Source organism: Streptomyces sp. NPDC002144 (assembly GCF_053593695.1).
Map to the genome: position 1 here is coordinate 34,588 of NZ_JBSFDB010000010.1, position 26,575 is coordinate 61,162.

The 26,575-nt window shown below is 70.3% G+C and carries 22 protein-coding genes; 9 read left to right on the forward strand and 13 right to left on the reverse strand.

The window, feature by feature from the left end; genetic code table 11:
* The first annotated feature begins 227 nt into the window (after positions 1–227).
* Together ACWCQ1_RS16900 and ACWCQ1_RS16905 are read left to right on the forward strand one after the other, a co-directional pair.
* Positions 228–1,238 (forward strand): ATP-binding cassette domain-containing protein, encoded by a 1,011-nt coding sequence (locus tag ACWCQ1_RS16900; RefSeq protein ID WP_133048945.1) that lies wholly within the window; start codon positions 228–230, stop codon positions 1,236–1,238.
* Entirely contained in the window at positions 1,235–2,092 is an 858-nt protein-coding gene (locus ACWCQ1_RS16905) for an ABC transporter permease (protein WP_133048946.1), read from the forward strand. Before ACWCQ1_RS16900 ends, ACWCQ1_RS16905 begins: the two co-directional genes overlap by 4 nt.
* A 127-nt stretch (positions 2,093–2,219) precedes the next feature.
* Here the strand turns inward: ACWCQ1_RS16905 and greA are convergent, their stop codons facing one another.
* Both greA and ACWCQ1_RS16915 read right to left on the reverse strand, forming a co-directional pair.
* Complete coding sequence (gene greA, locus ACWCQ1_RS16910) at positions 2,220–2,720, reverse strand: transcription elongation factor GreA (RefSeq protein ID WP_133048947.1); 501 nt, start codon at positions 2,718–2,720, stop codon at positions 2,220–2,222.
* A gap of 167 nt (positions 2,721–2,887) precedes the next feature.
* Positions 2,888–3,286 carry a DUF4307 domain-containing protein gene (locus ACWCQ1_RS16915; RefSeq protein ID WP_358594483.1) on the reverse strand — a complete coding sequence of 133 codons (399 nt, stop codon included), beginning with the start codon at positions 3,284–3,286 and terminating at the stop codon, positions 2,888–2,890.
* Between the two features lie 127 nt (positions 3,287–3,413).
* On the opposite strand from ACWCQ1_RS16915, the gene mca reads away from it, so the two are divergent.
* Positions 3,414–4,295: a mycothiol conjugate amidase Mca gene (gene mca, locus ACWCQ1_RS16920; protein ID WP_133048949.1), complete on the forward strand. Its 882-nt coding sequence runs from the start codon at positions 3,414–3,416 to the stop codon at positions 4,293–4,295.
* On the forward strand, positions 4,288–4,536 hold the full coding sequence (locus ACWCQ1_RS16925; RefSeq protein WP_133048950.1) for a hypothetical protein: 249 nt from the start codon (positions 4,288–4,290) through the stop codon (positions 4,534–4,536). The genes mca and ACWCQ1_RS16925 overlap by 8 nt, the downstream gene beginning before the upstream one ends.
* 21 nt (positions 4,537–4,557) lie before the next feature.
* Here the strand turns inward: ACWCQ1_RS16925 and ACWCQ1_RS16930 are convergent, their stop codons facing one another.
* Positions 4,558–7,758: a tetratricopeptide repeat protein gene (locus ACWCQ1_RS16930; protein WP_451026803.1), complete on the reverse strand. Its 3,201-nt coding sequence runs from the start codon at positions 7,756–7,758 to the stop codon at positions 4,558–4,560.
* Positions 7,759–7,890: 132 nt separating this feature from the next.
* Between ACWCQ1_RS16930 and ACWCQ1_RS16935 the strand changes: the two genes are divergently transcribed.
* Both ACWCQ1_RS16935 and ACWCQ1_RS16940 read left to right on the forward strand, forming a co-directional pair.
* Positions 7,891–9,210, forward strand: coding sequence for a recombinase family protein (locus ACWCQ1_RS16935; RefSeq protein ID WP_358594477.1), 1,320 nt, complete (start codon positions 7,891–7,893; stop codon positions 9,208–9,210).
* An 85-nt stretch (positions 9,211–9,295) separates the two neighbouring features.
* Entirely contained in the window at positions 9,296–11,335 is a 2,040-nt protein-coding gene (locus ACWCQ1_RS16940) for a thioredoxin domain-containing protein (RefSeq protein ID WP_451026804.1), read from the forward strand.
* Here ACWCQ1_RS16940 and ACWCQ1_RS16945 read toward each other — a convergent pair.
* The 4 genes from ACWCQ1_RS16945 to trhA all read right to left on the reverse strand — a co-directional run bounded on the left by ACWCQ1_RS16945 (position 11,332) and on the right by trhA (position 15,131).
* Complete coding sequence (locus tag ACWCQ1_RS16945; protein WP_133048954.1) at positions 11,332–12,048, reverse strand: Mut7-C RNAse domain-containing protein; 717 nt, start codon at positions 12,046–12,048, stop codon at positions 11,332–11,334. The genes ACWCQ1_RS16940 and ACWCQ1_RS16945 overlap by 4 nt on opposite strands.
* A 33-nt stretch (positions 12,049–12,081) precedes the next feature.
* Complete coding sequence (locus tag ACWCQ1_RS16950; RefSeq protein WP_358594471.1) at positions 12,082–12,714, reverse strand: TetR/AcrR family transcriptional regulator; 633 nt, start codon at positions 12,712–12,714, stop codon at positions 12,082–12,084.
* Positions 12,715–12,719: 5 nt separating this feature from the next.
* Entirely contained in the window at positions 12,720–14,273 is a 1,554-nt protein-coding gene (locus ACWCQ1_RS16955) for a DHA2 family efflux MFS transporter permease subunit (RefSeq protein ID WP_133048956.1), read from the reverse strand.
* A 111-nt stretch (positions 14,274–14,384) separates the two neighbouring features.
* The gene (gene trhA, locus ACWCQ1_RS16960) at positions 14,385–15,131 is read right to left on the reverse strand and encodes a PAQR family membrane homeostasis protein TrhA (RefSeq protein WP_358594468.1); all 747 of its coding nucleotides are present in this window, start codon (positions 15,129–15,131) and stop codon (positions 14,385–14,387) included.
* Positions 15,132–15,473: 342 nt separating this feature from the next.
* Here trhA and ACWCQ1_RS16965 point away from each other — a divergent pair, with 342 nt between their 5' ends.
* Entirely contained in the window at positions 15,474–17,297 is a 1,824-nt protein-coding gene (locus ACWCQ1_RS16965; protein ID WP_358594465.1) for a phosphoenolpyruvate carboxykinase (GTP), read from the forward strand.
* 173 nt (positions 17,298–17,470) lie between these two features.
* Here the strand turns inward: ACWCQ1_RS16965 and ACWCQ1_RS16970 are convergent, their stop codons facing one another.
* The 6 genes from ACWCQ1_RS16970 to ACWCQ1_RS16995 all read right to left on the reverse strand — a co-directional run bounded on the left by ACWCQ1_RS16970 (position 17,471) and on the right by ACWCQ1_RS16995 (position 23,931).
* Positions 17,471–18,073 (reverse strand): hypothetical protein, encoded by a 603-nt coding sequence (locus ACWCQ1_RS16970; RefSeq protein WP_358594462.1) that lies wholly within the window; start codon positions 18,071–18,073, stop codon positions 17,471–17,473.
* Positions 18,060–19,589: a substrate-binding and vWA domain-containing protein gene (locus tag ACWCQ1_RS16975; protein ID WP_358594459.1), complete on the reverse strand. Its 1,530-nt coding sequence runs from the start codon at positions 19,587–19,589 to the stop codon at positions 18,060–18,062. The genes ACWCQ1_RS16970 and ACWCQ1_RS16975 overlap by 14 nt, the downstream gene beginning before the upstream one ends.
* The gene (locus tag ACWCQ1_RS16980) at positions 19,586–20,797 is read right to left on the reverse strand and encodes a toxic anion resistance protein (protein WP_451026805.1); all 1,212 of its coding nucleotides are present in this window, start codon (positions 20,795–20,797) and stop codon (positions 19,586–19,588) included. Before ACWCQ1_RS16980 ends, ACWCQ1_RS16975 begins: the two co-directional genes overlap by 4 nt.
* A 13-nt stretch (positions 20,798–20,810) precedes the next feature.
* Entirely contained in the window at positions 20,811–21,905 is a 1,095-nt protein-coding gene (locus ACWCQ1_RS16985) for a substrate-binding domain-containing protein (RefSeq protein ID WP_451026806.1), read from the reverse strand.
* 296 nt (positions 21,906–22,201) lie between these two features.
* A complete protein-coding gene (locus tag ACWCQ1_RS16990; protein WP_133048961.1) occupies positions 22,202–22,618 on the reverse strand; it encodes an SCO4983 family protein in 417 nt (138 codons plus the stop codon).
* A 101-nt stretch (positions 22,619–22,719) separates the two neighbouring features.
* On the reverse strand, positions 22,720–23,931 hold the full coding sequence (locus ACWCQ1_RS16995; protein ID WP_358594447.1) for a pyridoxal phosphate-dependent aminotransferase: 1,212 nt from the start codon (positions 23,929–23,931) through the stop codon (positions 22,720–22,722).
* Between the two features lie 126 nt (positions 23,932–24,057).
* Between ACWCQ1_RS16995 and ACWCQ1_RS17000 the strand changes: the two genes are divergently transcribed.
* Positions 24,058–24,702: a RodZ family helix-turn-helix domain-containing protein gene (locus tag ACWCQ1_RS17000; protein ID WP_358594445.1), complete on the forward strand. Its 645-nt coding sequence runs from the start codon at positions 24,058–24,060 to the stop codon at positions 24,700–24,702.
* A gap of 69 nt (positions 24,703–24,771) precedes the next feature.
* Positions 24,772–26,502 (forward strand): P-loop NTPase fold protein, encoded by a 1,731-nt coding sequence (locus tag ACWCQ1_RS17005; RefSeq protein ID WP_451026807.1) that lies wholly within the window; start codon positions 24,772–24,774, stop codon positions 26,500–26,502.
* The last annotated feature ends 73 nt before the right edge of the window (positions 26,503–26,575 follow it).

The following is a 26,575-nucleotide window of genomic DNA, read 5'->3' on the forward strand; positions in this document are numbered from 1 at the left end:
CTGGTCGTGGGCTGGTCGTGGGCCGCCCGCACCAAGCGGAACGGCCTGGTCAGGGACTCTTCGTCGCTCGATGTCACTCGATCGGGTAAATCCATTGAGGGACGCGATACATCGCGTTATGGTGTGTCTCGTGGCCGCCGCCGCCTCATCCATCAGGCGGAACGAATCGCACAAACCTAGGCTTGCCTAGGCCTTTTCGAAGCATCCCCGACGACGTGGAGACTCACATGCCAGGCGCCATCTATGCCGAAGGTCTCGTGAAGACCTTCGGGGACGTAAGGGCTCTGGACGGCGTCGACCTCGATGTCCCCGAGGGCACCGTGCTGGGCCTGCTCGGGCCGAACGGCGCGGGCAAGACGACCACTGTCCGCTGTCTGACGACGCTGCTGCAACCGGATAGCGGCAAGGCGGTCGTCGCCGGCCTCGACGTGCTCAAGCAGCCGAACGAGGTGCGCCGCTCGATCGGCCTGTCCGGCCAGTTCGCCGCGGTCGACGAGTACCTGACCGGCCGCGAGAACCTCCAGATGGTCGGCCAGCTCTACCAGATGAAGGCCAAGGCGGCGAAGGCCCGCGCCGCCGAGCTCCTTGACCAGTTCGACCTCACGGACGCCGCCGACCGGACCGCGAAGACCTACTCCGGCGGCATGCGCCGCCGCCTCGACCTCGCGGCCGCCCTCGTCGTCTCCCCGCCCGTGATGTTCATGGACGAGCCGACGACCGGCCTGGACCCGCGCAACCGCCAGCTGCTGTGGGAGGTCATCAAACAGCTCGTCTCCGGCGGCACGACCCTGCTGCTGACGACCCAGTACCTGGAAGAGGCCGACCACCTCGCGCACGACATCGCGGTCGTCGACCACGGCCGGGTCATCGCGCGCGGCACCTCCGACCAGCTCAAGGCCCGCACCGGCGGCGAGCGCGTCGAGGTCGTGGTGCACGAGCGCGAGCACATCACGGTCGCCGGAGAGGTCCTCGCCGGCTTCGGCAAGGGCGAGCTCACCGTCGAGGAGCACACCCGCAAGCTCACCGTGCCCGTCACCGGCGGCGCCAAGCTGCTCGCCGAGGTGATCCGCGAGCTGGACGTCCGCGGCATCGAGATAGACGACATCGGGCTGCGCCGCCCGACCCTCGACGACGTGTTCCTCTCCCTGACCGGACATGTCGCCGAGATCAAGGAAGCCGAGACCGACGAGCAGGCCGGGCCCAAGGGACGCGGTCAGAAGAAGGAGGCAGCCAAGTGAGCGCCGTCACCGACGCCGTGCGGGTCGCGCCGAGCACGAACCCGGTCAGCCAGTCCTTCCGGGACTCGATGGTCGTCGCCAAACGCAACCTGATCCGGATGTCCCGCATCCCCGAAATGATCATCTACGGGCTCATCCAGCCCATCATGTTCGTGGTGCTGTTCACCTACGTCTTCGGCGGCTCCATGCAGATCGGCGGCAGCACCAGCGCCACCGACTACAAGAACTTCCTGATGGCGGGCATCTTCGCGCAGACCGTCACCTTCGCCACCGCCAGCTCCGGCGCGGGCATCGCCGACGACATGCACAAGGGCCTCATCGACCGCTTCCGCTCGCTGCCCATGGCCCGCGGCGCGGTGCTGACCGGGCGCACCCTGGCGGACCTGGTGCAGACGGCACTGACCCTGGTCGTCCTCGCCGTGGTCGCCCTGCTGGTCGGCTGGCGCGTGGGCTCCAACGGCGACACCAACGCCGCCAAGGTCATCGGCGCCTTCGGCCTGCTGCTCCTGCTCGGGTACGCCTTCACTTGGATCGGTGCCCTGATCGGCATGTCGGTGCGCACCCCCGAGGCGGCCACCTCCAGCGGGCTGATCTGGCTGTTCCCGGTGACGTTCATCTCGAACGCCTTCGTGGACACCAGCCACATGACCCCGTGGCTGCGCCACATCGCCGAGTGGAACCCCTTCAGCGCCACGGTGCAGGCCTGCCGCGTGCTGTTCGCGAACCCGGGCCAGTCGGCGTCCGGCGCCTGGCCCATGGTGCACCCGGTGTGGGCCTCACTGATCTACTCGGCGCTGATCATCGTCATATTCCGGACGCTCGCGGTGCGCAAGTACCGCTCGGCGACCGCGTGACCCCGACCGCGTGAGCCCCGACCGCGTGACCCCGACCGCATGACCCACCGCATCACCCGACCGCATGACGAGGCCCCCGGCGTCACCGGGACGCCGGGGGCTCGCCAAGGGCATGCGGGGGCCTGGGTCAGCCGTTGTAGGGCTCGGCCTTGAGGATCCGTACGGAGGCCTTCTTGCCGTTCGGCAGCTCGTACTCCGCGTCCTCGCCGACCTTGTGGCCGATCACACCGGAGCCCAGCGGGGACTGCGGCGAGTAGGTCTCGATGTCGGAGCTCGCGTACTCGCGCGACGCCAGCAGGAAGGTCAGCGTGTCGTCCTCGTCGCCGTCGAAGGCGATCGTCACGACCATGCCGGGTGCCACGGCGCCGTCCGCCGACGCCGGGGCCTCGCCGACCTTGGCGTTCTCCAGGAGCTGGGTCAGCTGGCGCACACGGAGCTCCTGCTTGCCCTGCTCTTCCTTGGCCGCGTGGTACCCGCCGTTCTCACGCAGGTCGCCCTCCTCGCGCGCGGCCGCGATCTTGGCGGCGATCTCCGTGCGCGCAGGACCAGACAGGTACTCCAGCTCGGCCTTGAGCTGGTTGTACGCCTCCTGGGTCAGCCAGGTGACGTTCTCGCTGGTCTGGGTCACAGGTGCTCCTCGTAGGTACTGGGAATACAAAGCATCGCCCTACCCAGAAGAATGTTCCTTCACGGATGGGCGAAACCACGAGCCTAACAATTCAGCGGCCGAAGGGGGAGGACATAAGCCATCAGAATTACGTCGGCGCAGGTCAGCCGCCACGTTTCCGGATGACGTCAGTCGGCGTGGCAGCCCAGCAGCTCCGCCGTGGTGCCCGGAGCCGTCGTACGCAGCGTGAGGACCCGGTCGATGCGGGTGGCGCTCCCGGTGAAGCGGAAGTCGGCCCGGCCCACCTCGGTGCCGTCCGCCGCCTGGGAGCGGATCGTGCAGTAGCCGGAGGTACCGGAGTCCTTGCGGACCTCCAGATGGATCCGCACCGAGTCCTTCTGGGGCTCGAAGGTGATCACTTCGCCGCTGATCTTGTTCTGGCCGACGTAGTGGTAGGCGAAGTAACCGATCAGTGCCAGCAGCAGGGCGCCGAGCACCGTCCCGGCGATCTTGAGTTTGCGGTCGGCGCGCTCGTCCGAGGAGCGACCGTAGCGGCCCTCGGGCAGCTGAGTGCTCGCCGTACTCATGATCGTCCTCTCGGCGCGGGGCCCCCGGAGCCGGACCCCGGAATTATTCGCCCCCCGATTCGGTCACTATAGAAGCCGCCGATCGCACCCGAAGACACCGGGGCGCCGACTTACCAAGGATTGAGTCTTGACTGACCAGCTGCGACTGATGGCCGTGCACGCCCACCCCGACGACGAGTCGAGCAAGGGCGCGGCCACCATGGCGAAGTACGTGTCCGAGGGGGTGGACGTGCTGGTCGTGACCTGCACGGGCGGGGAGCGCGGCTCCATCCTCAATCCGAAGCTCCAGGGGGACAAGTACATCGAGGAGCACATCCACGAGGTACGCAAGAAGGAGATGGACGAGGCCCGCGAGATCCTCGGCGTCAAGCAGGAGTGGCTCGGCTTCGTCGACTCCGGCCTGCCCGAGGGCGACCCGCTGCCGCCGCTGCCCGAGGGCTGCTTCGCGCTCGAGGACGTCGACAAGGCGGCCGGCGAGCTGGTGAAGCAGATCCGCTCGTTCCGTCCGCAGGTGATCACCACCTACGACGAGAACGGCGGCTACCCGCACCCCGACCACATCATGACCCACAAGATCTCGATGGTGGCGTTCGAGGGCGCGGCGGACACCGAGAAGTACCCGGAGGCCGAGTTCGGTCCCGCGTACCAGCCGCTGAAGCTGTACTACAACCAGGGCTTCAACCGCCCACGCACCGAGGCACTGCACAACGCGCTGCTGGAGCGCGGCATGGAGTCGCCGTACGGGGACTGGCTCAAGCGGTGGGCCGAGTTCGAGCGCACCGAGCGCACCCTGACCACCCACGTCCCGTGCGCCGACTTCTTCGAGATCCGCGACAAGGCGCTGATCGCGCACGCCACGCAGATCGACCCCGACGGCGGCTGGTTCAAGGTCCCGATGGAGATCCAGAAGGAGGTCTGGCCGACCGAGGAGTACGAGCTCGCCAAGTCCCTCGTCGATACCTCCCTCCCCGAGGACGACCTCTTCGCGGGCGTCCGGGACAATGCCTGACATGAGCGCAAGCGTGAGCCTGGCAATGACGCACCTCGCCCCCCTCGCCAAGGAGGTGGACGAGAACAAGGTCACCCCCGGCGTCCTCGGCTTCATCGTCTTCGCGGCGATGGCCCTGGCGGTGTGGGCCCTGATGAAGTCCATGAACCGCCACATGGGCAAGGTCAAGTTCAAGGAGCCGGCGGACCCGGACACCGAGTCCGCGAAGACCTCCGCCGACACCGAGGCGCGCCAGAGCTGACGAGGCGGAGGGCGGTGCCGGTCACTGTCTGGCCGGCACCGCCACTCCCATGACCTCCCGCGCATGCCGGCTGGGCACCATCCCCAGCCGCCAGGCCTGCCAGCCCGCCTCCAGACTCACCCCCCGCTCCAGCAGCAGCTGGTACGCCCCCACGTAGTCGTCGAGCTTCGCGTCGCGCAGGGCGTGGTCGGTGCGGGCGAGCTCGGCCAGATCCTCCTGGGCGACCGCGGTGCCGACCTCCACACCACCGGGGGCCGCGTAGGGGAGCAGGGTGCAGCGCAGGAAGCGGGCCCAGTCCTCGCCGCGGCGGTCGCCGTAGGAGGCGAACAGGCCCGCCGCCTCGTCGCACAGGGCGAGCGCCTGCTGGGTGCGGGCGTTGCCCGCGTCCACCACCGCCAGCTCCAGACACGTCCACGCCTCGCCGTGGGCGACGCCGATGCGCTGGAAGTCGGCGCGAGCGTCGACCAGGAGCTGGCGGGCGAAGCCGGAGTTGCGCAGCGACCCCGTCTGGGCCGCCCGCTGGTCGCGGGTGACGCGGGCCGAGTGGTGCCGGGCGCACGCGAGGCCGTAGACGTCCCGCATCCGGGAGAACATCGTGCGGGAGCGCTCCAGCTCGCGCACCGCCTGATCCAGGTCGCCGGTCTCCTCCAGGGCCTGGCCCAGGTAGTAGACCGTCCAGGCCTCGCCGCGCGCGTCCTCGTTCTCCCGGTGCCGGGCCGCCGCCTGACGCAGGCCGTCGACCGCCGGGGAGGGATCGCCGGCCACCAGCCGGGCGCGCGCCAGCTGGGTCAGTGCCCACGCCTCGCCGCGGGCGTCGCGGGTACGGCCGTACCGGTCCAGGGCCGCCCGCAGCTCCGCCTCCGCGCGTGGGACGTCACCCATCCGCAGACCGAGCTGGCCGAGCTGGAAGTGGGCCCAGGCCTCGCCGTGCAGGGACTCGCCGGCGTGGTGCAGCACCAGGGACTCGGTGAGCAGCCGCATCGCCTCCGGCAGATGGCCGCGGTCGCGCTCCACCGCCGCCAGCGCGTGCATCGTCCAGGCCCGGTCCGTCGCCAGCTCGGGAACCGACTGCAGCTCCAGTGCCTCCCGCAGCCGCGCCGTCGCCTCGGTCAGATTGCCCTGGTGGTGCAGGGTGATGCCGAGGGAGCACAGCGCCCGGGCCGCGCCCGCGTCGTGGTGGGCCTCCATGTACAGGTCCACGACCGAGGTCAGGGTCGTCCGGGCCTTGTCCAGCTCGCCCAGCTGACGGGCGGCGATACCCGTGCGCCACTGCACCGAGCGGACCAGCAGACCCTGGTCGACGGCCTGCGCCAGCTCGCTGATCTCGCCCAGCCGGTAGAGGTCGCCGCGCAGCAGGCAGTAGTCGCACAGGGCACCCAGCAGGTTCAGCACGGCCGCCTGGTTCACGCCCTCCGCGTGCCGCAGCGTGGAGGTGATGAAGCTCGACTCGTCGTCCAGCCAGCGCAGCGCCTCGTCCAGGGACGTGAACCCGTGCGGGCTGAAGCGGTCCGAGCGGGTCGACATGTTGCCGTCGACAAGCCGCAGCACCGAGTCGGCGAGATCCGCGTAGTTCACGATCAGACGTTCCTGCGCCGCCGTACGCTCGGCCGGGTCCTCCTCGTCGAGGAGACGGGCCTGCGCGAAGGCGCGGACCAGGTCGTGCAGCCGGTAGCGGTTGCCCCGCACATGGTCGATCAGACCCGCGCGGGACAGGGCCACCAGATGACGGGTGGCCTCCGTCTCGTCGGTCGCGAGCAGGGAGGCCGCCGCGGCGGCGCCGAGTGAGGCACGGCCGGCCAGAGCGAGCCGGCGCAGCAGCCGCCGGGCCGTCTCCGATTGGTCGGTGTACCGCAGCCACAGCGCCCGCTCCGTCGGCTCGACCGGTCCGTACGCCCCGAGATCCGTGGCCAGTTGGCGCGGTGAGCGCGGCCCCAGCGAGGACCCCGCGATGCGCAGCGCCAGCGGCAGCCCGCCGCACAACTGTCTGATCCGGTCCGCGGAATCCGCGTCGTACGGCCCCGAACTGTCCTGCGCCGCCGCGTCCAGCAGCTCCTCCGCGCCCGCCGCGTCCAGCGCCTGCACCGGCAGCTGATGGACGTCCGCCGGCAGAACGGAGGGCAGCGCGAGGGGCTCGCGGGCGGTGACCAGGACCAGGCTGTCGGAACGCTCCGGGACGAGCGTGCGGACCTGCTCCGGGTCCGAGGCGTCGTCCAGGACGATCGTCACCGCGACACCCGTCAGATGCTGGTGGTACAGCTCGCTCAGCCGCTTGACCTGCTGGTCGGGGGAGGAACGCTCACGGAACAGCAGCTGCTCGCGGGGTGCGCCCAGCCGGTTGAGCAGATGCAGCAGGGCGTCACGGGTGGACAGGGGCGACTCCTCCGGGCTGCCGCCGCGCAGATCGACCACACAGGCGCCGCGGAAGTAGTCCTTCAGGTCGTGCGTGGCCCGTACGGCGAGCGTCGTACGGCCGCTGCCGGGCGCACCGTGCAGCACGACGACCGTCGGACGCGTCTCCGTCATCGCGCGCGAGGCCTGCACCCACTGCCGGATCCGCGCCATCTCCTGCCGCCGGCCCGCGAACGCGCCGACCGGCTCCGGGAGTTGCCCGAACGACTGCGCGAGCACGCTGCGCCCGCGGGCCGCCGCGCTCTTGTCCGTGCCGCGCAGCTGCGGGCCCTTCTTCTTCGGGCCCGTCGAGGCGGCGAGAACGCGCTGCTGGTCCAGGAACGGGCGGATGCCGCGCACCTCCAGCGCCGTCAGCCACTGCAGCCGCAGCTGTTCGGGCCCGCCGGGCTGGCTCGCGGCGCCGGCGCGATGGTGGGCGGCGGGCAGATGGGAGCCGGCCACCTTGACCACCGTCGCCGCGGCGGCCACGACGCCGACGGCCACGCCGGCGCCCAGCGCGGTGCCCGTGTCCGTGCCCAGGACCAGGTCGGAGACGGCGGCCGCGAGAGCGGCAACGGCCGCCACCAGCAAAGGAGTTCCGGCGCCCTCCTTCGCGTACCGCTGCGCGAACGAGAGCCGCCCGGCCTCCGCCTCGTCCAGCGCGCGGGTATAGGCCTCGTACTCCTCCGCGGACGTCTCGGCCATCGCGTCCAACGCGCCGCGCGCCCGCGACAGCAGGACCGCTCCGTCGGTACGTCCGCCGGAGCGCCGCACCTCCTCCTCCACCGCCCGTGCCAACAGCCGTTCGGCATCAGCCCGATGGCCGTCCCGCATGTCCCGTCCCCCTCCGGCGACAACTGCTTCGCCTACGAGTGTCCTTCCCGTGGGCCGCGAGCGCGAGAGGGCAGCGATCACCGCGTTCGTCTGGGGTGACCTCGAGGGCATTCGTTCGTTCTTACGGGTGTAGTGCTCATTGTCGAATCGGGGGGCGCTGTGATTCAGCATGGTGCGAGCGAAACGGGTGGTGGGCTGATTCCGGTCGCGTCGTATGCACGTACGTCGGAAGACAGCCGGCAGCGTGACGGGCACGGGGTGCGCTATCAACTGCGGATCAACGAGCGCACCGCACGCGATCATGGCTGCGTCGTTGTGATGGCATACAGCGACAACGCTCGCAGCGCGTCGAAGGCCGGAGTCGCGAGACCCGGCTTCGATCGCCTGATGGCGGACCTGGTGCGCGGGCGAACCGACGGCGGGCAGCCCATCAAAGGGGTGGTCTGCGTCGCGGACGACCGGCTGTACCGCCGTGCGGAGGATCTGGCCCGGTTCTTCGTCGCGCTGACCAGTTCGCCGGGGCGGATCTACGTCGATCCGCAGGGTGTTCGGGATCCGTACTCCCAGGAGGGGCTCATGCAGGCGGTACGGTCGCTGGACGCGGCCGCGACGGAGACGCGGGTGAGGAGCCGAAGGCTGTCCCACTGGCACTGGGCCCGGGCTGTCGAAGGAGTACCGCACAGCGGACCACGGCCGTTCGGCTGGCTCGAGGACAGGATCACGCTCCATCCCGAAGAATCGAAGCTGGTGGAGCAGGCGATCGGTGATCGGCTCTCGGGAAAGGCCGTGCGAGCCATCGCGCGTGACTGGTGCGAACTCGGCGTCACCGGCACACGGGGAGGCAGACCCAACGGCCAGACGGTAACCCAGATCATCACCGCACCGAGAGTATGCGGCTACCGGGCGAACAGAGGCGAACTGCTGCTCGTCCGCGAGACGGGAGAACCGGTGGTGGGGCAGTGGCAGCCCATCTCGACGCCCGAACTATGGCACGCGGTGTGCGCCACTTTCTCGCCCGGGAGCCTGTTCCTGCACCGAGGCAGTGGCGCCCCGAGACTCACCGACAGCCGCCGACCCGTACCACGCCACCTCGGCACGGGCTTCCTTCGGTGTGGGGCTCGAAGCCCCGACGGCACGACGTGCGGTGGTGCTCTGTGCGCCCAGAAGGGGAGGAGCAAGCGGAGCCCGTATGTGTACTCCTGCCGCAACTGCCGGAGATGCAGCATCAGCGGGCCGCTCGTGGATACCGCCCTCGAACGGCTGATCTTCGACCAGGCTCACGGCTGCAGTCGGGTGCCTGACACCACACGGCAGCGCTGGCAGGTCGGCGAGATGGCACTGGATGAGAAACGGAAGATCGTCGGATCGTTCGTCACTCACTGCCTCGTCCGCCCCGGGGTGAAAGCGGATCGCACCTGGGACTTCTCGCGAGTCGTGCCGATCTGGCGCTGAGCGGATCGGGTGGTGTGCTCAGGGGCGGGCCCCTGGTGGACGCCCGCGTCGCCACCTGTCGGGGCCCGTCGGGCACGATGGGTATATGGCGAACCGACTGGCCCATGAGACGTCCCCGTACCTCCTGCAGCATGCCGACAACCCCGTGGACTGGTGGCCGTGGTCTGCCGAGGCTTTCGAGGAGGCGCGTCGGCGAGACGTTCCGGTGCTGCTCAGCGTCGGTTACTCGAGCTGCCACTGGTGCCATGTCCTCGCAAGGGAAAGCTTCGAGGACGAAGTCGTCGCCGGCTTCATGAACGACCACTTCGTCAACATCAAGGTCGACCGTGAGGAGCGGCCCGATGTCGACGCCGTCTATATGGAGGCGGTGCAGGCGGCGACCGGGCAGGGTGGGTGGCCGATGACCGTGTTTCTCACGCCCGACGCCGAGCCCTTCTACTTCGGTACCTACTTCCCGCCCGCCCCGCGGCATGGCATGCCGTCCTTCCGGCAGGTGCTGGAGGGGGTGCGGGCCGCCTGGGCGGACCGGCGGGACGAGGTGGCGGAGGTCGCGGGGAAGATCGTGCGGGACCTGTCCCAGCGTGAGATCAACTACGGCGGTACGGAGATCCCCGGTGAGGAGGAGCTCGCGCAGGCGCTGCTCGGGCTGACCCGGGAGTACGACCCGCAGCGCGGCGGGTTCGGCGGGGCGCCCAAGTTCCCGCCGTCCATGGTGATCGAGTTCCTGCTGAGGCATCACGCCCGCACCGGTTCCGAGGGCGCCCTGCAGATGGCCTCGGACACCTGTGAGCGGATGGCCCGCGGCGGCATCTACGACCAGCTCGGGGGCGGGTTCGCGCGCTACTCCGTCGACCGTGACTGGGTGGTGCCGCACTTCGAGAAGATGCTGTACGACAACGCCCTGCTGTGCCGCGTCTACGCCCACCTCTGGCGTACCACCGGCTCGGAACTCGCCCGCCGGGTCGCCCTGGAGACCGCCGACTTCATGGTGCGTGAACTGCGCACGAACGAGGGCGGGTTCGCCTCGGCCCTGGACGCCGACAGCGACGACGGGACGGGCAGGCACGTCGAGGGGGCGTACTACGTCTGGACGCCCCGTCAACTCGCCGAGGTGCTCGGGGACGAGGACGCCGAACTGGCCGCCCAGTACTTCGGGGTGACCGAGGAGGGCACCTTCGAGCACGGTCAGTCCGTGCTCCAACTCCCGCAGCAGGACGGGGTCTTCGACGCCGAGAGGGTCGGCTCGATCCGGGAGCGGCTGCTCGGCGTGCGGGCAGGGCGGCCGGCTCCGGGCCGTGACGACAAGGTCGTCGCCGCGTGGAACGGTCTCGCGATCGCCGCGCTGGCCGAGACCGGCGCCTACTTCGACCGCCCGGACCTGGTCGAGGCCGCGGTCGGCGCCGCTGATCTCCTGGTCCGGCTGCATCTCGACGAGCAGGCCCGCCTCGCCCGTACCAGCAAGGACGGCCAGGCCGGCGCCAACGCGGGCGTGCTTGAGGACTACGCCGACGTGGCCGAGGGCTTCCTGGCGCTCGCGTCGGTCACGGGGGAGGGGGTGTGGCTGGAGTTCGCCGGGTTCCTGCTGGACCATGTCCTCGCGCGCTTCGTCGACCAGGAGTCGGGTTCGCTGTACGACACCGGCGCCGACGCCGAGCGGCTGATCCGCCGGCCGCAGGACCCGACCGACAACGCGACGCCCTCCGGCTGGACCGCCGCCGCGGGCGCACTGCTGAGTTACGCGGCCCAGACCGGCGCGGAGCCCCATCGCACCGCCGCCGAGCGGGCGTTGGGCGTCGTGAAGGCGCTCGGTCCGCGGGTGCCCCGGTTCATCGGCTGGGGGCTGGCGGTCGCCGAGGCCGTGCTCGAGGGGCCGAAGGAGGTCGCGATCGTCGGGCCGGCGATCGACGAGGAGGGCACGAAGGCCCTGCACCGCACGGCACTTCTGGGCACCTCCCCGGGTGCGGTGGTCGCCGTCGGCACACCGGGTAGCGATGAGTTCCCGCTGCTCGCCGAGCGTCCTCTCGTCGACGGACGGCCCGCCGCCTACGTCTGCCGCCATTTCGCCTGCGACGCCCCGACCACCGACCGGGACCGGCTGCGGGCCGCGCTGGCCGGCCGGGACTAACGCGCGAACTCCTCCAGGGCGCGTTCCACGATGGCCACCAGCTGCTCGTGGTGCGCGCCCTTCCAGTAGGCGCGTCCGCAGTCCCGGCACTGGGCGAAGACGTCGTACGACCGCTGGGTCCCGCCGTGCAGCTGGTCCGCCACCTCCTCCTTGGTGGCCTCCTTCAGCAGGCCGTTGCAGGCGGTGCAGCGGGTCCAGGGCCGCAGTTCGGGGCGGAACCGGTCCAGGACGTCCCGGAGCTGGTCCTCGGGGCGGGTGCTGTAGACGTAGGCGCCCGCCCACAGTTCGCGGCGCCGCAGCAGGCCACGGTCGCGGCTGAGCATGACCCGCTGTTCGGCGGCGGAGAGGGCGGCGAGGGCCGGGTCGCCGAGGTCCGTCGACTCGTAGGCGGTGTCCACGCCCAGCAGGCGCAGCCGGCGGGCGAGGGTGCCGAGGTGGACGTCGAGGAGGAAGCGGAGGGGTGCGCCGGGGACCTGCTGGGGGCGCTCGACGGGCCGTACCTCCACCGCGTCGCCGGCGGCGGGGACGTACGACGTCGGGACCTCGCGGCCGTGGACCCAGAGGGAGCCGACCTCGGTCAGCGGGACGCCGGCCGACTCGACGACGTGGCCGAGGGAGGAGACACCGTCGGTGACGAGCGTCCGGCGCGGGCCGCGCGGCACGAACGGGGTCAGGTCGGGAGCGAACTCGACGTGGATCTCGGGACCGTTCACCCGGTCAGGATGGCATGCCGCGGGGCGCGGGGCTCAGGGGTTTCGGGTGGGCAGGCCGTGTTCCATGACGTCGAGGGCCTGGTGCATGAGGTCCTTGAGCTCGCCCTTGAAGTCGTTCTCCGCCCAGTACATGGAGACCTCCATGAGGCCGCCGATCAGGGACATCGCGTGGACCCGGACCCGGAGGTCGTCCGGCTTCAGGCCGGAGCGCTCGGCGATCGCCTCGCACAGCATGCGCCCGGTCTCCGACATGCTCTCGAACATCCGGGCGCGGACGGCGGGGACCTGGACCCCGAGATGCGCGCGCATCCTCATCATCTCGGGGTCTTCCCGGGTGGTGAGCTCGATCGCCGTCTCGATGATGTGCCGCAGCGAGTCCATCCACGGCTCACCGGGGGGCCTGGCCCGCAGTTCCTCCAGCATCAGGGGGTCGTACTCGTCCGTGAGCACGATGTCCTCCTTGGTGGGGAAGTAGCGGAAGACGGTGGACGGCGACACCTCCGCCCGCTCGGCGATCTGCTCGATCGTCGTGGCGTCGTAGCCCTGTTCCTTGATCAGCTCATAGGTGGCCGTGCGGATCGCCTCGCGGGTCTTGATCTTCTTGCGTTCGCGGAGACCGAGTCCGGGGCGGTCGGCGGGGGAGAGGGGGGATCGGGCGGCCGTCATGCCGGTCATTGTCGGGCATCCGCCTGCTCGGCGGCCATCTCCGGGGGTTCCGGCAGCGACGCGGTCTCCCGCGCGGCCTGCGTGCCGGGCAGGAAGACCGCCGCCAGCAGCGCCGACACGAGCGCCGCGGCCCCGCACACCAGCAGCACCAGTCCCATGCCGTGGACGTAGGCGCTGTTCGCGGAGGCGGCCAGGTGGGCGGAGTGCGCCTTCTCGGCGACGATGTGCGCCGCGACCACCGAGTCCCCGGCGGTGTCGGCCGCCCCCGCGGGCAGTCCGGTGACGTCGAGCCGGTCCTGGAAGGTGGCGGAGAGCAGGCTGCCGAGCAGGGCGATCCCGACCGCGCCGCCGACCTGGCGCAGCGTCATGAGCAGCCCGGAGCCGCTGCCGGCCCGGTCGCGGGGCAGGGCGCCCAGGGCACCGCCCATGGCGGGCATGAGCGAGAAGCCGAAGCCGAGGCCGGTGATGGAGAGCCACAGCGCGGTGAAGCCGTAGCCGGAGTCGACCGTCGTACGGCTGCCGAGGAACGCGGCGAAGGCCAGCACCGCCAGGCCGGCGCCGACCGTGGCGCGGGCGCCGAAGCGCACGGTGGCCTGCGGGGCCGTGCGGGAGGCGACCAGGAGGCCGCCCATCATCGGCAGCAGCCTCAGGCCGGTGCCGAAGGCGTCGTTGCCGAGGACCGCCTGGAGGTAGGGCGGCAGCACGAAGAGCAGGCCGGACAGGACGAACATCACCAGGGTCGCGGCGATGGTGTTGAAGAGGAAGCCGCGGTGGGCGAGGAGCGTCATGTCGAGCATGGGGCGCTCCACCCGGCGTTCGCGCAGGACCAGGGCGGTGATGAGGGCGACGGCCGCTACGAACATCGCCAGGACCAGGGGGTCGCCCCAGCCGCGGGTGGGTGCCTCGATGATCGCGTAGACGAGGGCGCCGAGTCCGGTCGCGGTGAGCGCGGTGGAGACGGTGTCGACCTCGGGGGAGGCGGGGTCGCGGGTCTCGGGGAGCAGGAAGACGCAGGCGGCGATGCCGATCGCGGCCATCGGGACGTTGACCAGGAAGACCGAGCCCCACCAGAAGTGGTTCAGCAGCCAGCCGCCGATGATCGGGCCGAGCGGCAGGCCGAGCGCGGAGGCGGCGGTGACGATCGCGGTCGCCTTGGGCTGCTCGTCGGCGGCGAACAGGGTGGGCAGCACGGAGAGCGCGAGCGGGGTGACCAGGGCGGCGCCGACGCCCATAAGGGCCCGGGCCGCGATGACCCAGTTCACGTCCCCGGCCAGGGCGCCCGCCAGTGAGCCGGTCAGGAAGATCCCGAGTCCGACGATCAGCATCAGCCGCCGTCCGAACCGGTCGCCGAGGAGTCCGGCGGGGAGCATCAGTGCCGCGAAGACGACGACGTAGGAGTCGGCCATCCACTGCTGCTGGCCGGTGGTGGCGCCGAGGTCCGCGGCCATGGTCGGCAGGGCCACGTTGAGGATCGTCGTGTCGAAGCCGAGCGTGAGCATGCTCGCGACGAGGGCGGCCAGGGCCCACCAACGCCGGGGGTTTGGGGTGACAGTAACCATGAAATGAGAGTAACTCTCAAAATCTAGAAGCTGTCAATCGATAGTCCCTACCGGCATACGAAAAATGGCCACGGCGGCAAGCCGTGGCCATGAGATGGAGCGGTGGAGCGGTCAGGCGTGCTGGTACGCCACCAGGGAGATCCCGACGTAGTGGACGACGAACGCGGCCAGCGTGAAGGAGTGGAAGACCTCGTGGAAGCCGAACCAGCGCGGTGAGGGGTTCGGCCGCTTGATGCCGTAGATCACGCCGCCCGCGCTGTAGAGCAGGCCGCCGACGATGACCAGGACCAGGACGGCGACGCCGCCGGTGCGCATGAAGTCGGGCAGGAAGAAGACGGCGGCCCAGCCCATCGCGATGTAGCAGGGGGTGTAGAGCCAGCGGGGAGCGCCGACCCAGAAGACCCGGAAGATGATCCCGGCCGCGGCCGCTCCCCAGATGCCCCACAGCAGCCACTGCCCCTTGGCGCCCGGCAGCAGGAGCATCGTGAGCGGGGTGTAGGTGCCGGCGATGATCAGGAAGATGTTGGCGTGGTCGAGGCGGCGCAGCACGCCGTCCATGCGCGGGCTCCAGTTGCCCCGGTGGTAGAGCGCGCTCACGCCGAACAGCAGGCAGGCCGTCAGCGCGTAGATCCCGCAGGCGATGCGTCCTCTGGCCGAGTCGGCGAGGGCGGTGAGGACCAGGCCGGCGATGAGCGCGGCCGGGAACATGCCCAGATGCAGCCAGCCGCGGAGCTTCGGCTTGATCGGCTCGGCGAGCTGCTGAGCGTGCTGCTTGATCTGGTGCGGGATGGAGGCCGTTTCGGAACCGCGGCCGGCGGCCGGCGTTCCGGTGGACGCGTCGGGGACGGGCGCTGTCATGTCTCGCATCGTACCTACGGAACCGTAAGTTACGAATCAGTGCGGACGCGGAAGCGGCCAAGAGTGGCCATCATCTCACGGCGGTTGGCGGCCGGGGCGTACCGCGCAAAGAAACGGTCACTTGAACCCTAGGTGCACGCAAATAAACGCGTCGCACACAAAAGAGACGTGACGATCCCCACTCCGCTCACCTGTGAGGCCCTCTGGACATATGGGCACTCGCGTCGGATGATCAAATGAGTGCGGTCGGCACCGGATGAGCGCTGAAGATCCAGCCACGAAGCATCCGGGCCGCAGCCCCCACGGGGCCTCCAACACAAAATCCCTCATTTAGGAGCAATCGTGGCGCGCGACAACGCGGCTCCCCCCGTCATTCCCACCCAGCATCAGGAACTGGTCTCGTGGGTGAACGAGATCGCCGAACTGACCCAGCCGGACAACGTGGTCTGGTGTGACGGATCCGAGGCCGAGTACGAGCGCCTGTGCGAGGAGCTCGTCGCGAAGGGCACCTTCAAGAAGCTCGACCCGATCAAGCGCCCCAACTCGTACTACGCCGCCTCCGACCCGACCGACGTCGCGCGCGTCGAGGACCGGACCTTCATCTGCTCGGAGAAGGAGGAGGACGCGGGCCCCACCAACCACTGGAAGGACCCCGCCGAGATGCGGGAGATCTTCTCCGGCGAGAAGGGCGTCTTCCGCGGCTCGATGAAGGGCCGGACGATGTACGTCGTCCCGTTCTGCATGGGCCCGCTCGGCTCGGACCTCTCCGCGATCGGCGTCGAGATCACCGACTCCGCCTATGTCGCGGTGTCCATGCGCACGATGACCCGCATGGGACAGCCCGTCCTCGACGAGCTCGGCTCGGACGGCTTCTTCGTCAAGGCCGTCCACACGCTGGGCGCCCCGCTGGCCGAGGGCGAGGCGGACGTACCGTGGCCGTGCAACTCCACCAAGTACATCTCGCACTTCCCCGAGACCCGCGAGATCTGGTCCTACGGCTCCGGGTACGGCGGCAACGCCCTGCTCGGCAAGAAGTGCTACGCCCTGCGCATCGCGTCCGTCATGGCCCGCGACGAGGGCTGGCTGGCCGAGCACATGCTGATCCTGAAGCTCACCCCGCCGACCGGTGAGTCCAAGTACGTCGCCGCCGCCTTCCCGAGCGCCTGCGGCAAGACCAACCTCGCCATGCTGGAGCCCACCGTCTCCGGCTGGACCGTGGAGACCATAGGCGACGACATCGCCTGGATGCGCTTCGGCGAGGACGGCCGGCTGTACGCCATCAACCCCGAGGCCGGATTCTTCGGCGTCGCGCCCGGCACGGGTGAGCACACCAACGCCAACGCGATGAAGACCCTGTGGGGCAACTCGGTCTTCACCAACGTGGCGTTGACGGACGACAACGACATCTGGTGGGAGGGCATGACGGAGGAGACCCCGGCCCACCTCACCGACTGGAAGGGCCGGGACTGGACGCCGGAGTCCGCCGAGCCCGCCGCGCACCCCAACGCCCGCTTCACCGTCCCGGCCTCACAGTGCCCGATCATCGCGCCCGAGTGGGAGGACCCGAGGGGCGTGCCGATCTCGGCGATCCTCTTCGGCGGCCGGCGCGCCTCCGCCGTTCCGCTGGTGACCGAGTCCTTCGACTGGAACCACGGTGTCTTCCTGGGCGCCAACGTGGCCTCCGAGAAGACCGCGGCCGCCGAGGGCAAGGTCGGCGAGCTGCGCCGGGACCCGTTCGCCATGCTGCCGTTCTGCGGCTACAACATGGGCGACTACATGGGGCACTGGATCGACGTGGCCAAGGACAAGGACCAGTCCAAGCTGCCGAAGATCTACTACGTCAACTGGTTCCGCAAGAACGACGAGGGCAAGTTCGTCTGGCCCGGGTTCGGTGAGAACAGCCGCGTCCTGAAGTGGATCGTGGAGCGGCTGGACGGCAGGGCGGAGGGTGTCGAGACGCCGATCGGTGTCCTCCCGGCCAAGGGTGCCCTCGACACCAAGGGGCTCGAACTGTCCGAGTCCGACCTGGAGTTCCTGCTCACCGTCGACAAGGACGTGTGGCGGGAGGAGGCGGCGTTGATTCCCGAGCACCTCAACACGTTCGGGGACCACACGCCGAAGGAGCTGTGGGACGAGTACCGGGCGCTGGTGCAGCGGCTGGGCTGACGTCCGGCTCGTGAGGCTCCGCGGCCGGCTGGGATGGGCCCTGACCAGTGATCGTCACGGCCGGCCGCGGTGATGTACGGCGAGGCCGCGCACAACGGCGTGCGCGGCTCGGGCTTGCCCCTGTCCTTCCGTCCGCCCCGACGGGAGGGAAGGGGCAGGCCTTCGCCGTTTCCTCAAGGGGAACGTTCTTCCAGATAGCGGGTGTGCGTCTCCTGGCGGCGGGCCTCCGTCTCGCGCAGGGTCGTGGCCAGTCGCTCCGCCTCCTCCTGCAGCAGCGTGAGCTGGCGTTCCAGGTGGCGTTCCGGGGGTTCGGAGCCCGGGGTCATACGGGTCCACCAGCGGGTGCGTACGTAGCTGTCGACCGCTTCCGGGATGTCCTGGCGGACCGTCCGGGACAGGGTGTGCACGCCCTCCGGGTCCTGGGCCAGGACCTCGGTCACCCAGCCCGGGGCCAGCAGCGCGGTCAGCAGGTCGGTCAGCTCGGTGAGGCGGCCCGCGGCGGCCGGAGGGAGGTCGACCTCCGCCAGATAGGTGCCCAGCTTGTCGAAGTCGGCCCGCAGTTCCTCCAGCTGGGCCGACGGGGACGGGAAGTCCGGCAGCGGCGGTCGTTCCGGCGGGGCGATGAGCGCGCCCGCGCCGTAGAGCCCGGCCACCACCACCGGCCAGTACGGCCCGGCGACCCCCGCGAACGTCAGCACCAGGCCCGCCAGACCGCCCGCGCTTCCCGCGATGTTCTTGCGGGACTCCAGGAACCTCAAGAACCTACTGGTAGCCACGGATCTCCTCGAAGGCGCCGTCCAGCGAGCCGTGTTGCGCGTCGAAGAGGCGGCCGCCGGTCAGGTCGGCGATGTGGGTCAGTTCCCTGCGGTCGGAGTCGCCGAAGAGGATCGGGAAGACCGGGGTGTCCCGCTGGGCGCCGGTCAGTGAGCGGTAGAAGGTGTCGAAGTCCTTCGGCTTGACGCCGGTCGTGTTCTCGCCGTCCGTCATCAGCACGATCGACGTGAACGTGTCGCCGCCGGTGCCGAGATGCTCGTACGCCTTCTCCAGGGACGTGTAGATCGCGGTGTCGCCGTCGGCGGACAGCCTCTTGGTGTCCTTGCGGATCGCCTTCAGGCCGGCCCGCGGATCGGCCGGGTCGACCACATGGGTCCGTACGCTCTTCACGTCCGAGCCGAAGGGCATCAGCGTCACCTCCTCCCGTTCGCGGAAGTCGCCGGTCAGGTCCGAGAGGGCCTTCTTCAGCCGGCTGAGGCGGTCGCCGTCCATGGAGCCGGAGGTGTCGAGGACGTAGACGGTGCGGGAGGGGCGGCGCAGTTCGTTCTCGTACGAGTGCAGCAGGCCGTCGGCGACCGAAAGCGTGCCGGGGAAGGCGAGTTCGCGGCGGCGGGTGGTGTCGAGGCCGGGTGCGGGAGGCACCGAGGGGATCACCGGGCGGCGGTGGGTGTCGGCGGTGATCTCGCGCTGGATCCGCGGCGAGCGCAGGGCCTCGGTCAGGCGCCGGACCTCCTCACGGGTCGCCGCGTCGGTGTCGGCGAGGGAGGAGAGCGGGTAGTCGGCGGTGACCACGCCGTCCTTGGGGCGGATCACGGTCAGGCCCGGGATGCCCTTGAGGACGGACTCGTAGTTGAGGAGCGCGTCGACGTTCCCGCGCCGCTTGTAGGCCGTCGCCAGCCAGCCCGACGAACCCGACGTCAGCTTCTGCCCCTTGAAGAACTCCTTCAGACGGGGCGTCGCCTTGGCCACGTCCGCGTCGGTGAGCGCCGACTGGGCGCCGGAGAGGGCGGAGGCGACCGAGATGAGCGTGGAGAAGCCGGAGTTGGAGCGGGCCGGGTCCGTCATGCCGTACGTCAGCTTTCCGTCCTGTACGGCCTTCTCCACCTGGGACCAGGTGACGTTCTCCGGCGTCCAGCCGAGCGCCTGAGCGGTGGCCGTCCTGACGCCGATGGCCACCGGGCTCGACATGACCGGCGTCTCGGAGACGACCTTCTTCGCCGCCTGCGGGCGCAGCCGCAGATAGTCGTTCGAGGACAGCCACACGGCGTCGTAACGGCCGTCCGCCTTGCCGGACGCCAGCAGGTTCACGGCGTCGAGGGTGCCCATGTAGGTGGGCCGGACCGTGAGGCCGATGTCCTTGCGGACCCGGCCCAGGACCGGGGCCATGTCGGCGAGTTCGCTGGAGGCGAGGACCCGCAGGGTGCCGGGCCGAGGGGCGTCGGGGTCGGTCTTGTGCGCCGAGGAGCAGGCGGTCAGCAGGGCCGCCGCCGACACGACGGCGGTGAGGGTCCGTCTCATGCGAGACCCCCTTCCAGCTCGCCCCGCGACCGGCTGCGCTCCAGGTAGGCGCTTGCGGACTGGAGTTCGGCCGTCAGGTTCTCGACGGTCGTCGCCATCGCCTCGGTCGCCCGCACCTTGTAGGTGTCGATCGCGTCCAGCGTCCGGTAGATCTGCTGGAACGCCGAGCGCAGGGTCTCGGCCCCCACGGCCGGGTCCGCGGCGATCCGCTGGATCTCCCCGCTCTGCGTGGACAGCATCTCCGCGTTGCCCCGGATCAGGTCCTCCGTGGTCCCGCGCAGGGCGTTGACCTGCTCGACGACCTTCTTCTGGTTGTCCAGCGCGGACGCCAGCATCACCGAGATGCGCAGGGCGGACACGGTGGTCGTGGCGGCCCGGTCGACGCCCTTGATCAGCTCGTCGTTGTTGCGGCGTACGACGTCCATGGCGAGGTAGCCCTGCGCGCACACCGCGAGCTGGGTGAGCAGGTCCTGGTGCTTCTGCCGGACCGGGAAGAGCACGTCGGCGCGGAGACCGTCGGCCTCCTGGGGGTCCGGGATCCCGGCGAGGTGCTGCTCCACGGCCGCGTCCAGGGCCTCGGTGAGCACCACGTACTCCTGCAGTTTGCCCATCGTCTCCCACAGGCGGACCCGCTCGGTCTGCAACGCGGCGTTGTCCCTGCGCAGTTCGTCCTGGCCGCCGCGCAGCGAGCCGACGATCCTGTTCAGGGTGCCCTGTGCGGACGCGTACTTGGCGACGTGGTCGCGCAGCTTGTTCCCGCCGGGCAGCCGGGAGAGGAACTTCCGGCCCTTGTTCGCGGGCAGGTCCCGCGGGTCCAGGTCCTCCACCACCCGCCGGAGTTCGACCAGCGAGCCGGCGACCTGCGACTGGGCGTCCCCGCCCTTGCTCGGCAGGCTCTTCACGGTCCGTTCCAGCATCCGGTTGGACTGTGCGGCCGCGGTCCGCATCTCTCCGGCGCCGAGTCCGGTGATCTCGCCGACCTTGCCGGCGAACTCGGGCGAGCGGGCGTCCAGGGCGGCGAGACCGGCGACGTAGGCGGAGGCCTTCGCGGCCATGTCGGTACGGACGCTGTCGTCCACCGGCACGAGCCCGCCGGCCTTCTCCCGCGGCACCGGCGCGACGGGCTCGGGCGGGGTGAGCGTGAAGACGTCGTCCCCGCTCAGGGTGTGCTGACTGCCGCTGTTCTGACTGGTGTTGAAGCTGCTCATGGGGTCCCCCGTGTCATCCGCGCGCCCGGCGCGCCATCTCGTGCAGCACCGCGGAGGTGGGCACGGGCGCCTGCCGGACACCGGTCAGTTCCTGCTTCAGATAGGTGGTCGCCGAGGCGAACTCGGTGGCGGTGCCCTGCGGCCGGAAACCGTGCTTCACGGCGAGCTTGCGCAACCCTGGGTCGGTGGACAGGAGTTGGGCGAGCGCTTTGCCGTTGTCGGTGAACGGCACGACGGTGTGGTCGCTGTTGACCGTGGTGTCCGGGTAGAGCACGACGAGGTCACCGGGCTGCTGTCCGCCCGCGAGCAGCGAGGCGACCTGGGACTCGTAGACCACCACGAGCGGATTGCCGGCGCCGCTGACGAAGTCCCGGAACACCGCGTCCGAGCTGGACTGCTGGGCGCCCTGGACCTGCACCAGCTTCTTCATCAGCGGCTCTGTGCGGTCGAGGTGGGCCTTGCTCGCCACCACCCGGCCGCCGTTCGCCACGTAGGAGGCGGCGGCGAGGTAGAGGGCGCCGGAGTTGGAGGTCTCCGGGTCGGTGGAGGAGAGGAAGAGCGTGCCCGTCAACTCCCCGTACTTGCTCGCCCCCTTGAGCTGCTGCCACGTACGGTCGTGGCGGGCGGCGTCGAGATAGGCGGCCATCTTCAGGGTGCCGCGGTGCTCGGTGTCCAGGGTCGCGAGGCCGTTGGCCGCGAGCACCTGGGCGGCGCTGCGGTGGGCCACGACGACGAGCGGCGAGTAGAAGGGGCGGGCGAGGGTGCCCTGCACCTTGTGGCGGGCGGCCAGTTCGACGGCGGGTGCCTGACTGGACGGGAACGCGAGGTCGTACCCCTTGAGGTCGAGCCCCTCCATGGCCCAGGACCCGGAGGTCTCGGCCTTCACGGTGAATCCCTTGGCGGCGAGGGCCTTCACCACAGCCGGGTCCGCGAAGTACTCCGCCTTCTCGGACCCGATCACCATGCGCACGGTCTTCGTTGCCGTGCCCTTGTCGTCCGCTTCCCGGCCCGCCACGACGGCAGCCACCACGCCGCCGATCAGCAACACCGCGAGGACGATTCCTGCGATACGTCTCACGCCGGGGAGCGTGCTCCCGGAACCCAACATTCCCCGGCGTAGAGGGTGAACAGACGGTGTCCAACCAGCCCCGGCCCTGCAACGCCCCAAAGGGGCGCGGGGCTGTATCGATATGCGGCTCCGCCGCGTGGGCGCGACAAGCCACAACCGACCCGCAGCCGCGAGCCGGCACCAAGCCCTACGGCGAAACACACCCCGGCCAACCGCACGTCACGAACCCGGCGACGCAGAGAAACGCGGCTCAAGCCAACGCAGTGTGTGGCGCCCGGTCCGCGCGTCGCTGCGGGTGCACGCGGACCGGGGCCGTCAGGGGAGCCCTCGGGGGCTCAGCGGGACGCGAGTTCGCGGGGGTCAAGGGCCTCCGTGTGCGCGTCCATGCGTTCCGCGGCGAGGATCGCCGCCGCCGTGTCGGCCCGCGATGCCGCCACGACCAGGGCGCGGCCCGCCAGGGCGTGCGCCCGCTCGTGCAGGGTGGTGAGGTCGACTTCGGCCGGTGCCACCTGCATGCGCACCGGTGTCACCCCGCCGCGCAGCCGGGCCACCTGTTCGGCGAGCCGCTCGGCCGCCTCGTCCAGGTCGGCGGAGGGAGCCGCCGCCCGCAGCTCGTCCGTGACGGCGAGCAGCGCGGCGAGGTGTCCCGCGAGCTGGATGTCCAGCTCCTCCTCGCGGGAGCGGTGCGGAAAGTCGGAGCTCGTGCCGGCCATCGTGCTGTGGACCGACTTGGTGCGGATCGGTTCGTACATGGGATGGCCTCCAGAAGCTGTCAGGAAACCATCCTAGCTTAGATTTCGTCTAAAGTTGAGCGAATCCAAGAAGATCCCGGAATCCGTGGCGCGAAGAAGGTTTAGGGCTGGCCGTAGCCGTCCAGGAACCGCCCGATCCGCCCCACCGCGTCCCGCAGATCCGTGACCGTCGGCAGGGTCACGACCCGGAAGTGATCGGGCTCGGGCCAGTTGAACCCGGAACCCTGCACGACCATGATCTTCTCGCTGCGCAGCAGGTCCAGCACCATCCGCCGGTCGTCCTTGATCTTGAACACCTTGGGGTCGAGCCGCGGGAAGAGATACAGCGCCCCCTTCGGCCGTACGCAGCTCACCCCCGGGATCCGTGTCAGCAGCTCGTACGCCGTGTCCATCTGCTCCTTCAGCCGCCCGCCCGGCAGCACCAGGTCGTTGATGGACTGCCGCCCGCTCAGCGCGGCGACCACTCCGTGCTGACCGGGCATGTTCGCACACAGCCGCATGTTCGCCAGGATCGTCAGGCCCTCGATGTAGGAGTCGGCGTGCGCGCGCGGCCCGGAGATCGACATCCAGCCCACCCGGTAGCCGGCCACCCGGTAGGCCTTCGACATGCCGTTGAAGGTGAGGGTCAGCAGGTCCGGCGCGACCGCGGCGGTCGGGGTGTGCGTGGCGCCGTCGTACAGGATCTTGTCGTAGATCTCGTCGGAGCAGACGAGGAGGTTGTGGCGGCGGGCGATGTCCGTCAAGCCCTTGATCATCGCCTCGTCGTACACCGCGCCCGTCGGGTTGTTGGGGTTGATGATGACGAGGGCCTTGGTGCGGTCGGTGACCTTGCGCTCGATGTCCGCGAGGTCGGGCATCCAGTCGGCCTGCTCGTCGCACCGGTAGTGCACGGCCGTACCGCCGGACAGCGACACGGCGGCGGTCCACAGCGGATAGTCCGGGGCCGGTACGAGCACCTCGTCGCCGTCGTCCAGCAGGCCCTGCATCGCCATCACGATCAGCTCGGAGACGCCGTTGCCGATGAAGACGTGCTCGACGTCCGTCTCGATGCCGAGGGTCTGGTTGTGCATGACGACCGCGCGGCGGGCGGCCAGCAGGCCCTTCGCGTCGCCGTAGCCGTGTGCGGTGGAGACGTTGCGGAGGATGTCCTCCAGGATCTCCGGGGGGCACTCGAAGCCGAACGCCGCCGGGTTGCCGGTGTTCAGCTTGAGGATCCGATGCCCGGCCGCCTCGAGCCGCATCGCCTCCTCGAGCACCGGGCCCCGGATCTCGTAACAGACGTTGGCGAGCTTGGTCGACTGGATCACCTGCATGTCTGGGAGCTTACGGCCCGGTAACGCCTCTCGGACCGTGTTTTCCACCACGCGAGACGCCTCGGTTTGGGCTGTTATCGCCGGTAGCTGTCTCAGGGGTCCCACCAGTCCCTAGAATGCGCGGTCATGTCCGGGTCACCTCAGCACGCGAACGGGAAGAACGGCGCCCCGCAGGATCCGCCGAACGTGTACCACCCGACCCCGGAATCGACGCCCGTGTACGAGGGCTACGCGGATCCGGCGGCCGCGCACGGCTGGCAGAACGCGTACGACCGGACGGCGGAGCTGCCCAGGGTGCCCGGGACCGACCCGGCGCCGCCCGCCGGTGGCCGGGCCGCCGCACGCCGGCGCGAGCGCGGGACGCGGGGACGGCGGCGGATGGTGGTCGCCGCCGGGGCGGCGGGCGCGCTGTCGGCGGCCGTGATCACCGCGCTCTCCCTCTCCGGCGCGTCCTCGGGGGGACCGCAGGGGAAGGACGGACGCCCGGCACCGTCGGCGGACGCTTCCCCGGCCCCCACGGCATCCCCGCGCGGCGCCGGCGCATCGGCGGCCCCCGCCGGTACGCGGCCGTCCGCCCCCGCGACCGCGAGCGAGTCGACCGCTCACGGCACGGCGACGTCCGGGACCGGGGCATCCGCCACCGCACCGCAGCCCTCGACCGGAACCACCACCGCCCCCGTAACCTCGGCCCCCATCACGACCACCGCGGCCCCGGGGAACTCCGGCAACAAGCAGGGGCGGGGCCAGGGGGCCACCAAGCACCCCAAGTGAGGCCGGGAACCGGCCGTGCCCCAACTCGTCCGTCCCCTGGGTAGGTTCACCCTGCCGAAGGGGGAGTGCATGGAGTTCAAGCTGCTCAACGACGAGCCCGTGGCGGAACCGGACGCCGATCTGCTGGGTGCCGGCCGGGCGGCCCGGGAACTGGCCAGGCTGCTGCACGACTCCCGTACGGCCACCCCGTTCACGCTGGCCGTCGACGCCGGCTGGGGCACGGGCAAGAGCAGCCTGATGCGGCTGGTGGAGACCGAGCTCACGGGGCGGTACGAGGACGTCGAGACCGTCTGGTACAACGCCTGGACCTCCACGGGCGCCGACGCGCTGGAGGGGTTGATCAAGTCGGTCCTGATGCGGTTCGACCGGCGGGTGCTACGACGCGCGCTCTGGCGGCTGTCGGGGCAGCAGACCCTGGTCGCGGCTGTCCGCGCGACCCTGACCGTGGCGGCCGCGCCCTTCGGGGTGGCGGGGCTCGTGGACCGGTTCTGGCGGGACCTGTCGGTCGACGCCAAGTCCCGCAACATGATGCGGGGCGCGCTGCTGAAGCTGGCGACGGAGTGGGCGGACGCGGCGTCCCACGAACCCCGCCGCCTGCTGGTCGTCTTCGTCGACGACCTCGACCGCTGTCCGGAGGAGACGGTCCTCGCGGTGTGCGAGGCGGTGAAGGTCTATCTGGACGTGCCGGGACTGGCCTTCGTGATCGGCTGTGACCGCTCGGTGCTGGGGTCGGCCGGATCGGCGTACATGGAGAAGGTGTTCCAGACGAGCTACCGGCTGCCGGTACCGGGCGGCGCCGAGGCCGAGGCATACGTGCGGAGCTGCGCCGACCGTTCGGGCATCCGGGATCTGCTGGACGAGCCCCTGGTGAGACTGATCGCGGACCGCTCCGACCGCAACGCGCGGCGGATCAAGCGGCTGATCAACGGCTTCGGGCTGGAGTGCGCGCTCAACCCTGTGTGGGAGGCGTTCGAAGCGGAGGCGGTGATCAGGACGCTGCTGCTGCAGTACCTGTACGCCGACTTCTACCGCGTGCTCGTCTCCGGCGACGGCACGTACGCCCACGCGGCGCGCGAGTTCCTGGAGTACCGCACCGCCCGACGGGTGCTGGGCCAGTGGGCCCAGGTGACCGACGAGTCGTGGAGCACCACGGTGGAGTCCGTCACCGGGCACGGCCTCGCGGAGCCCGACCGGGAGGACCGGGACACCTGGGCGAGGGTCCTCTCGCGTCTGGAGGACGACCTGCCCACCGTGTTCCCGGAACTCGCGCGCGACCAGAACTTCGTCCACCTCATCGAGGAGTGGATGCGGCTTCCGCAGGCCGACCAGCTGGTGCGGCGGTTGCAGGAGGGCGGCGCGGCTCCGGTCGCGATGATCCGGGAGGACGAGGAGCCGCCCGCGGGACAGGCGCGGAGCGACTACACCGGCGTCAGCATCCTGTGGGTCGACGACTACCCGGAGCAGAATTTCCAGCGGGTGCGCCGGCTGCAGGACCAGGGTGCCGCGGTGATCCTGGCCCAGGACGGGCCGAGTGCCGAGGTCTTCCTCGGCTCCTTCGGGTTCGACCTGCTGATCTCCGACGTCTCACGCGGTCCGGGCGGGGACGAAGGACTCGTCGACCTCGCGCGCTGGAGGGAGAGCGGCCTCTTCGCCGGGCCCGCGGTGTTCTTCGTCAACCGTCTCACCCCCGCCCGCCTGCAGCGAGCCGGTGAGCTCGGTGCGCGGATCACCGACAGTCCCAGGACCCTCGTCCAGTACGTCGACACCGCCTGCGCGGAAATCCGCCACCGCCGGTCCTGAAACTCGCCTGTACGGAAATCCGCCAACGCCGGTCCTGAAACCGCTCCTTGCCCCACCACCCCCCTCCCCTCAC

Excerpts from the sequence above, each read along its gene's own strand:
- ACWCQ1_RS16900 (WP_133048945.1), top strand. The coding sequence starts at position 228 with ATGCCAGGCGCCATCTATGCCGAAGGTCTCGTGAAGACCTTCGGGGAC.
- ACWCQ1_RS16915 (WP_358594483.1), bottom strand. The coding sequence starts at position 3,286 with ATGAGTACGGCGAGCACTCAGCTGCCCGAGGGCCGCTACGGTCGCTCC.
- ACWCQ1_RS16925 (WP_133048950.1), top strand. The coding sequence starts at position 4,288 with ATGCCTGACATGAGCGCAAGCGTGAGCCTGGCAATGACGCACCTCGCC.
- ACWCQ1_RS16930 (WP_451026803.1), bottom strand. The coding sequence starts at position 7,758 with ATGCGGGACGGCCATCGGGCTGATGCCGAACGGCTGTTGGCACGGGCG.
- ACWCQ1_RS16940 (WP_451026804.1), top strand. The coding sequence starts at position 9,296 with ATGGCGAACCGACTGGCCCATGAGACGTCCCCGTACCTCCTGCAGCAT.
- ACWCQ1_RS16950 (WP_358594471.1), bottom strand. The coding sequence starts at position 12,714 with ATGACGGCCGCCCGATCCCCCCTCTCCCCCGCCGACCGCCCCGGACTC.
- ACWCQ1_RS16955 (WP_133048956.1), bottom strand. The coding sequence starts at position 14,273 with ATGGTTACTGTCACCCCAAACCCCCGGCGTTGGTGGGCCCTGGCCGCC.
- trhA (WP_358594468.1), bottom strand. The coding sequence starts at position 15,131 with ATGACAGCGCCCGTCCCCGACGCGTCCACCGGAACGCCGGCCGCCGGC.
- ACWCQ1_RS16975 (WP_358594459.1), bottom strand. The coding sequence starts at position 19,589 with ATGAGACGGACCCTCACCGCCGTCGTGTCGGCGGCGGCCCTGCTGACC.
- ACWCQ1_RS16980 (WP_451026805.1), bottom strand. The coding sequence starts at position 20,797 with ATGAGCAGCTTCAACACCAGTCAGAACAGCGGCAGTCAGCACACCCTG.
- ACWCQ1_RS16985 (WP_451026806.1), bottom strand. The coding sequence starts at position 21,905 with ATGTTGGGTTCCGGGAGCACGCTCCCCGGCGTGAGACGTATCGCAGGA.
- ACWCQ1_RS16990 (WP_133048961.1), bottom strand. The coding sequence starts at position 22,618 with ATGTACGAACCGATCCGCACCAAGTCGGTCCACAGCACGATGGCCGGC.
- ACWCQ1_RS16995 (WP_358594447.1), bottom strand. The coding sequence starts at position 23,931 with ATGCAGGTGATCCAGTCGACCAAGCTCGCCAACGTCTGTTACGAGATC.
- ACWCQ1_RS17000 (WP_358594445.1), top strand. The coding sequence starts at position 24,058 with ATGTCCGGGTCACCTCAGCACGCGAACGGGAAGAACGGCGCCCCGCAG.
- ACWCQ1_RS17005 (WP_451026807.1), top strand. The coding sequence starts at position 24,772 with ATGGAGTTCAAGCTGCTCAACGACGAGCCCGTGGCGGAACCGGACGCC.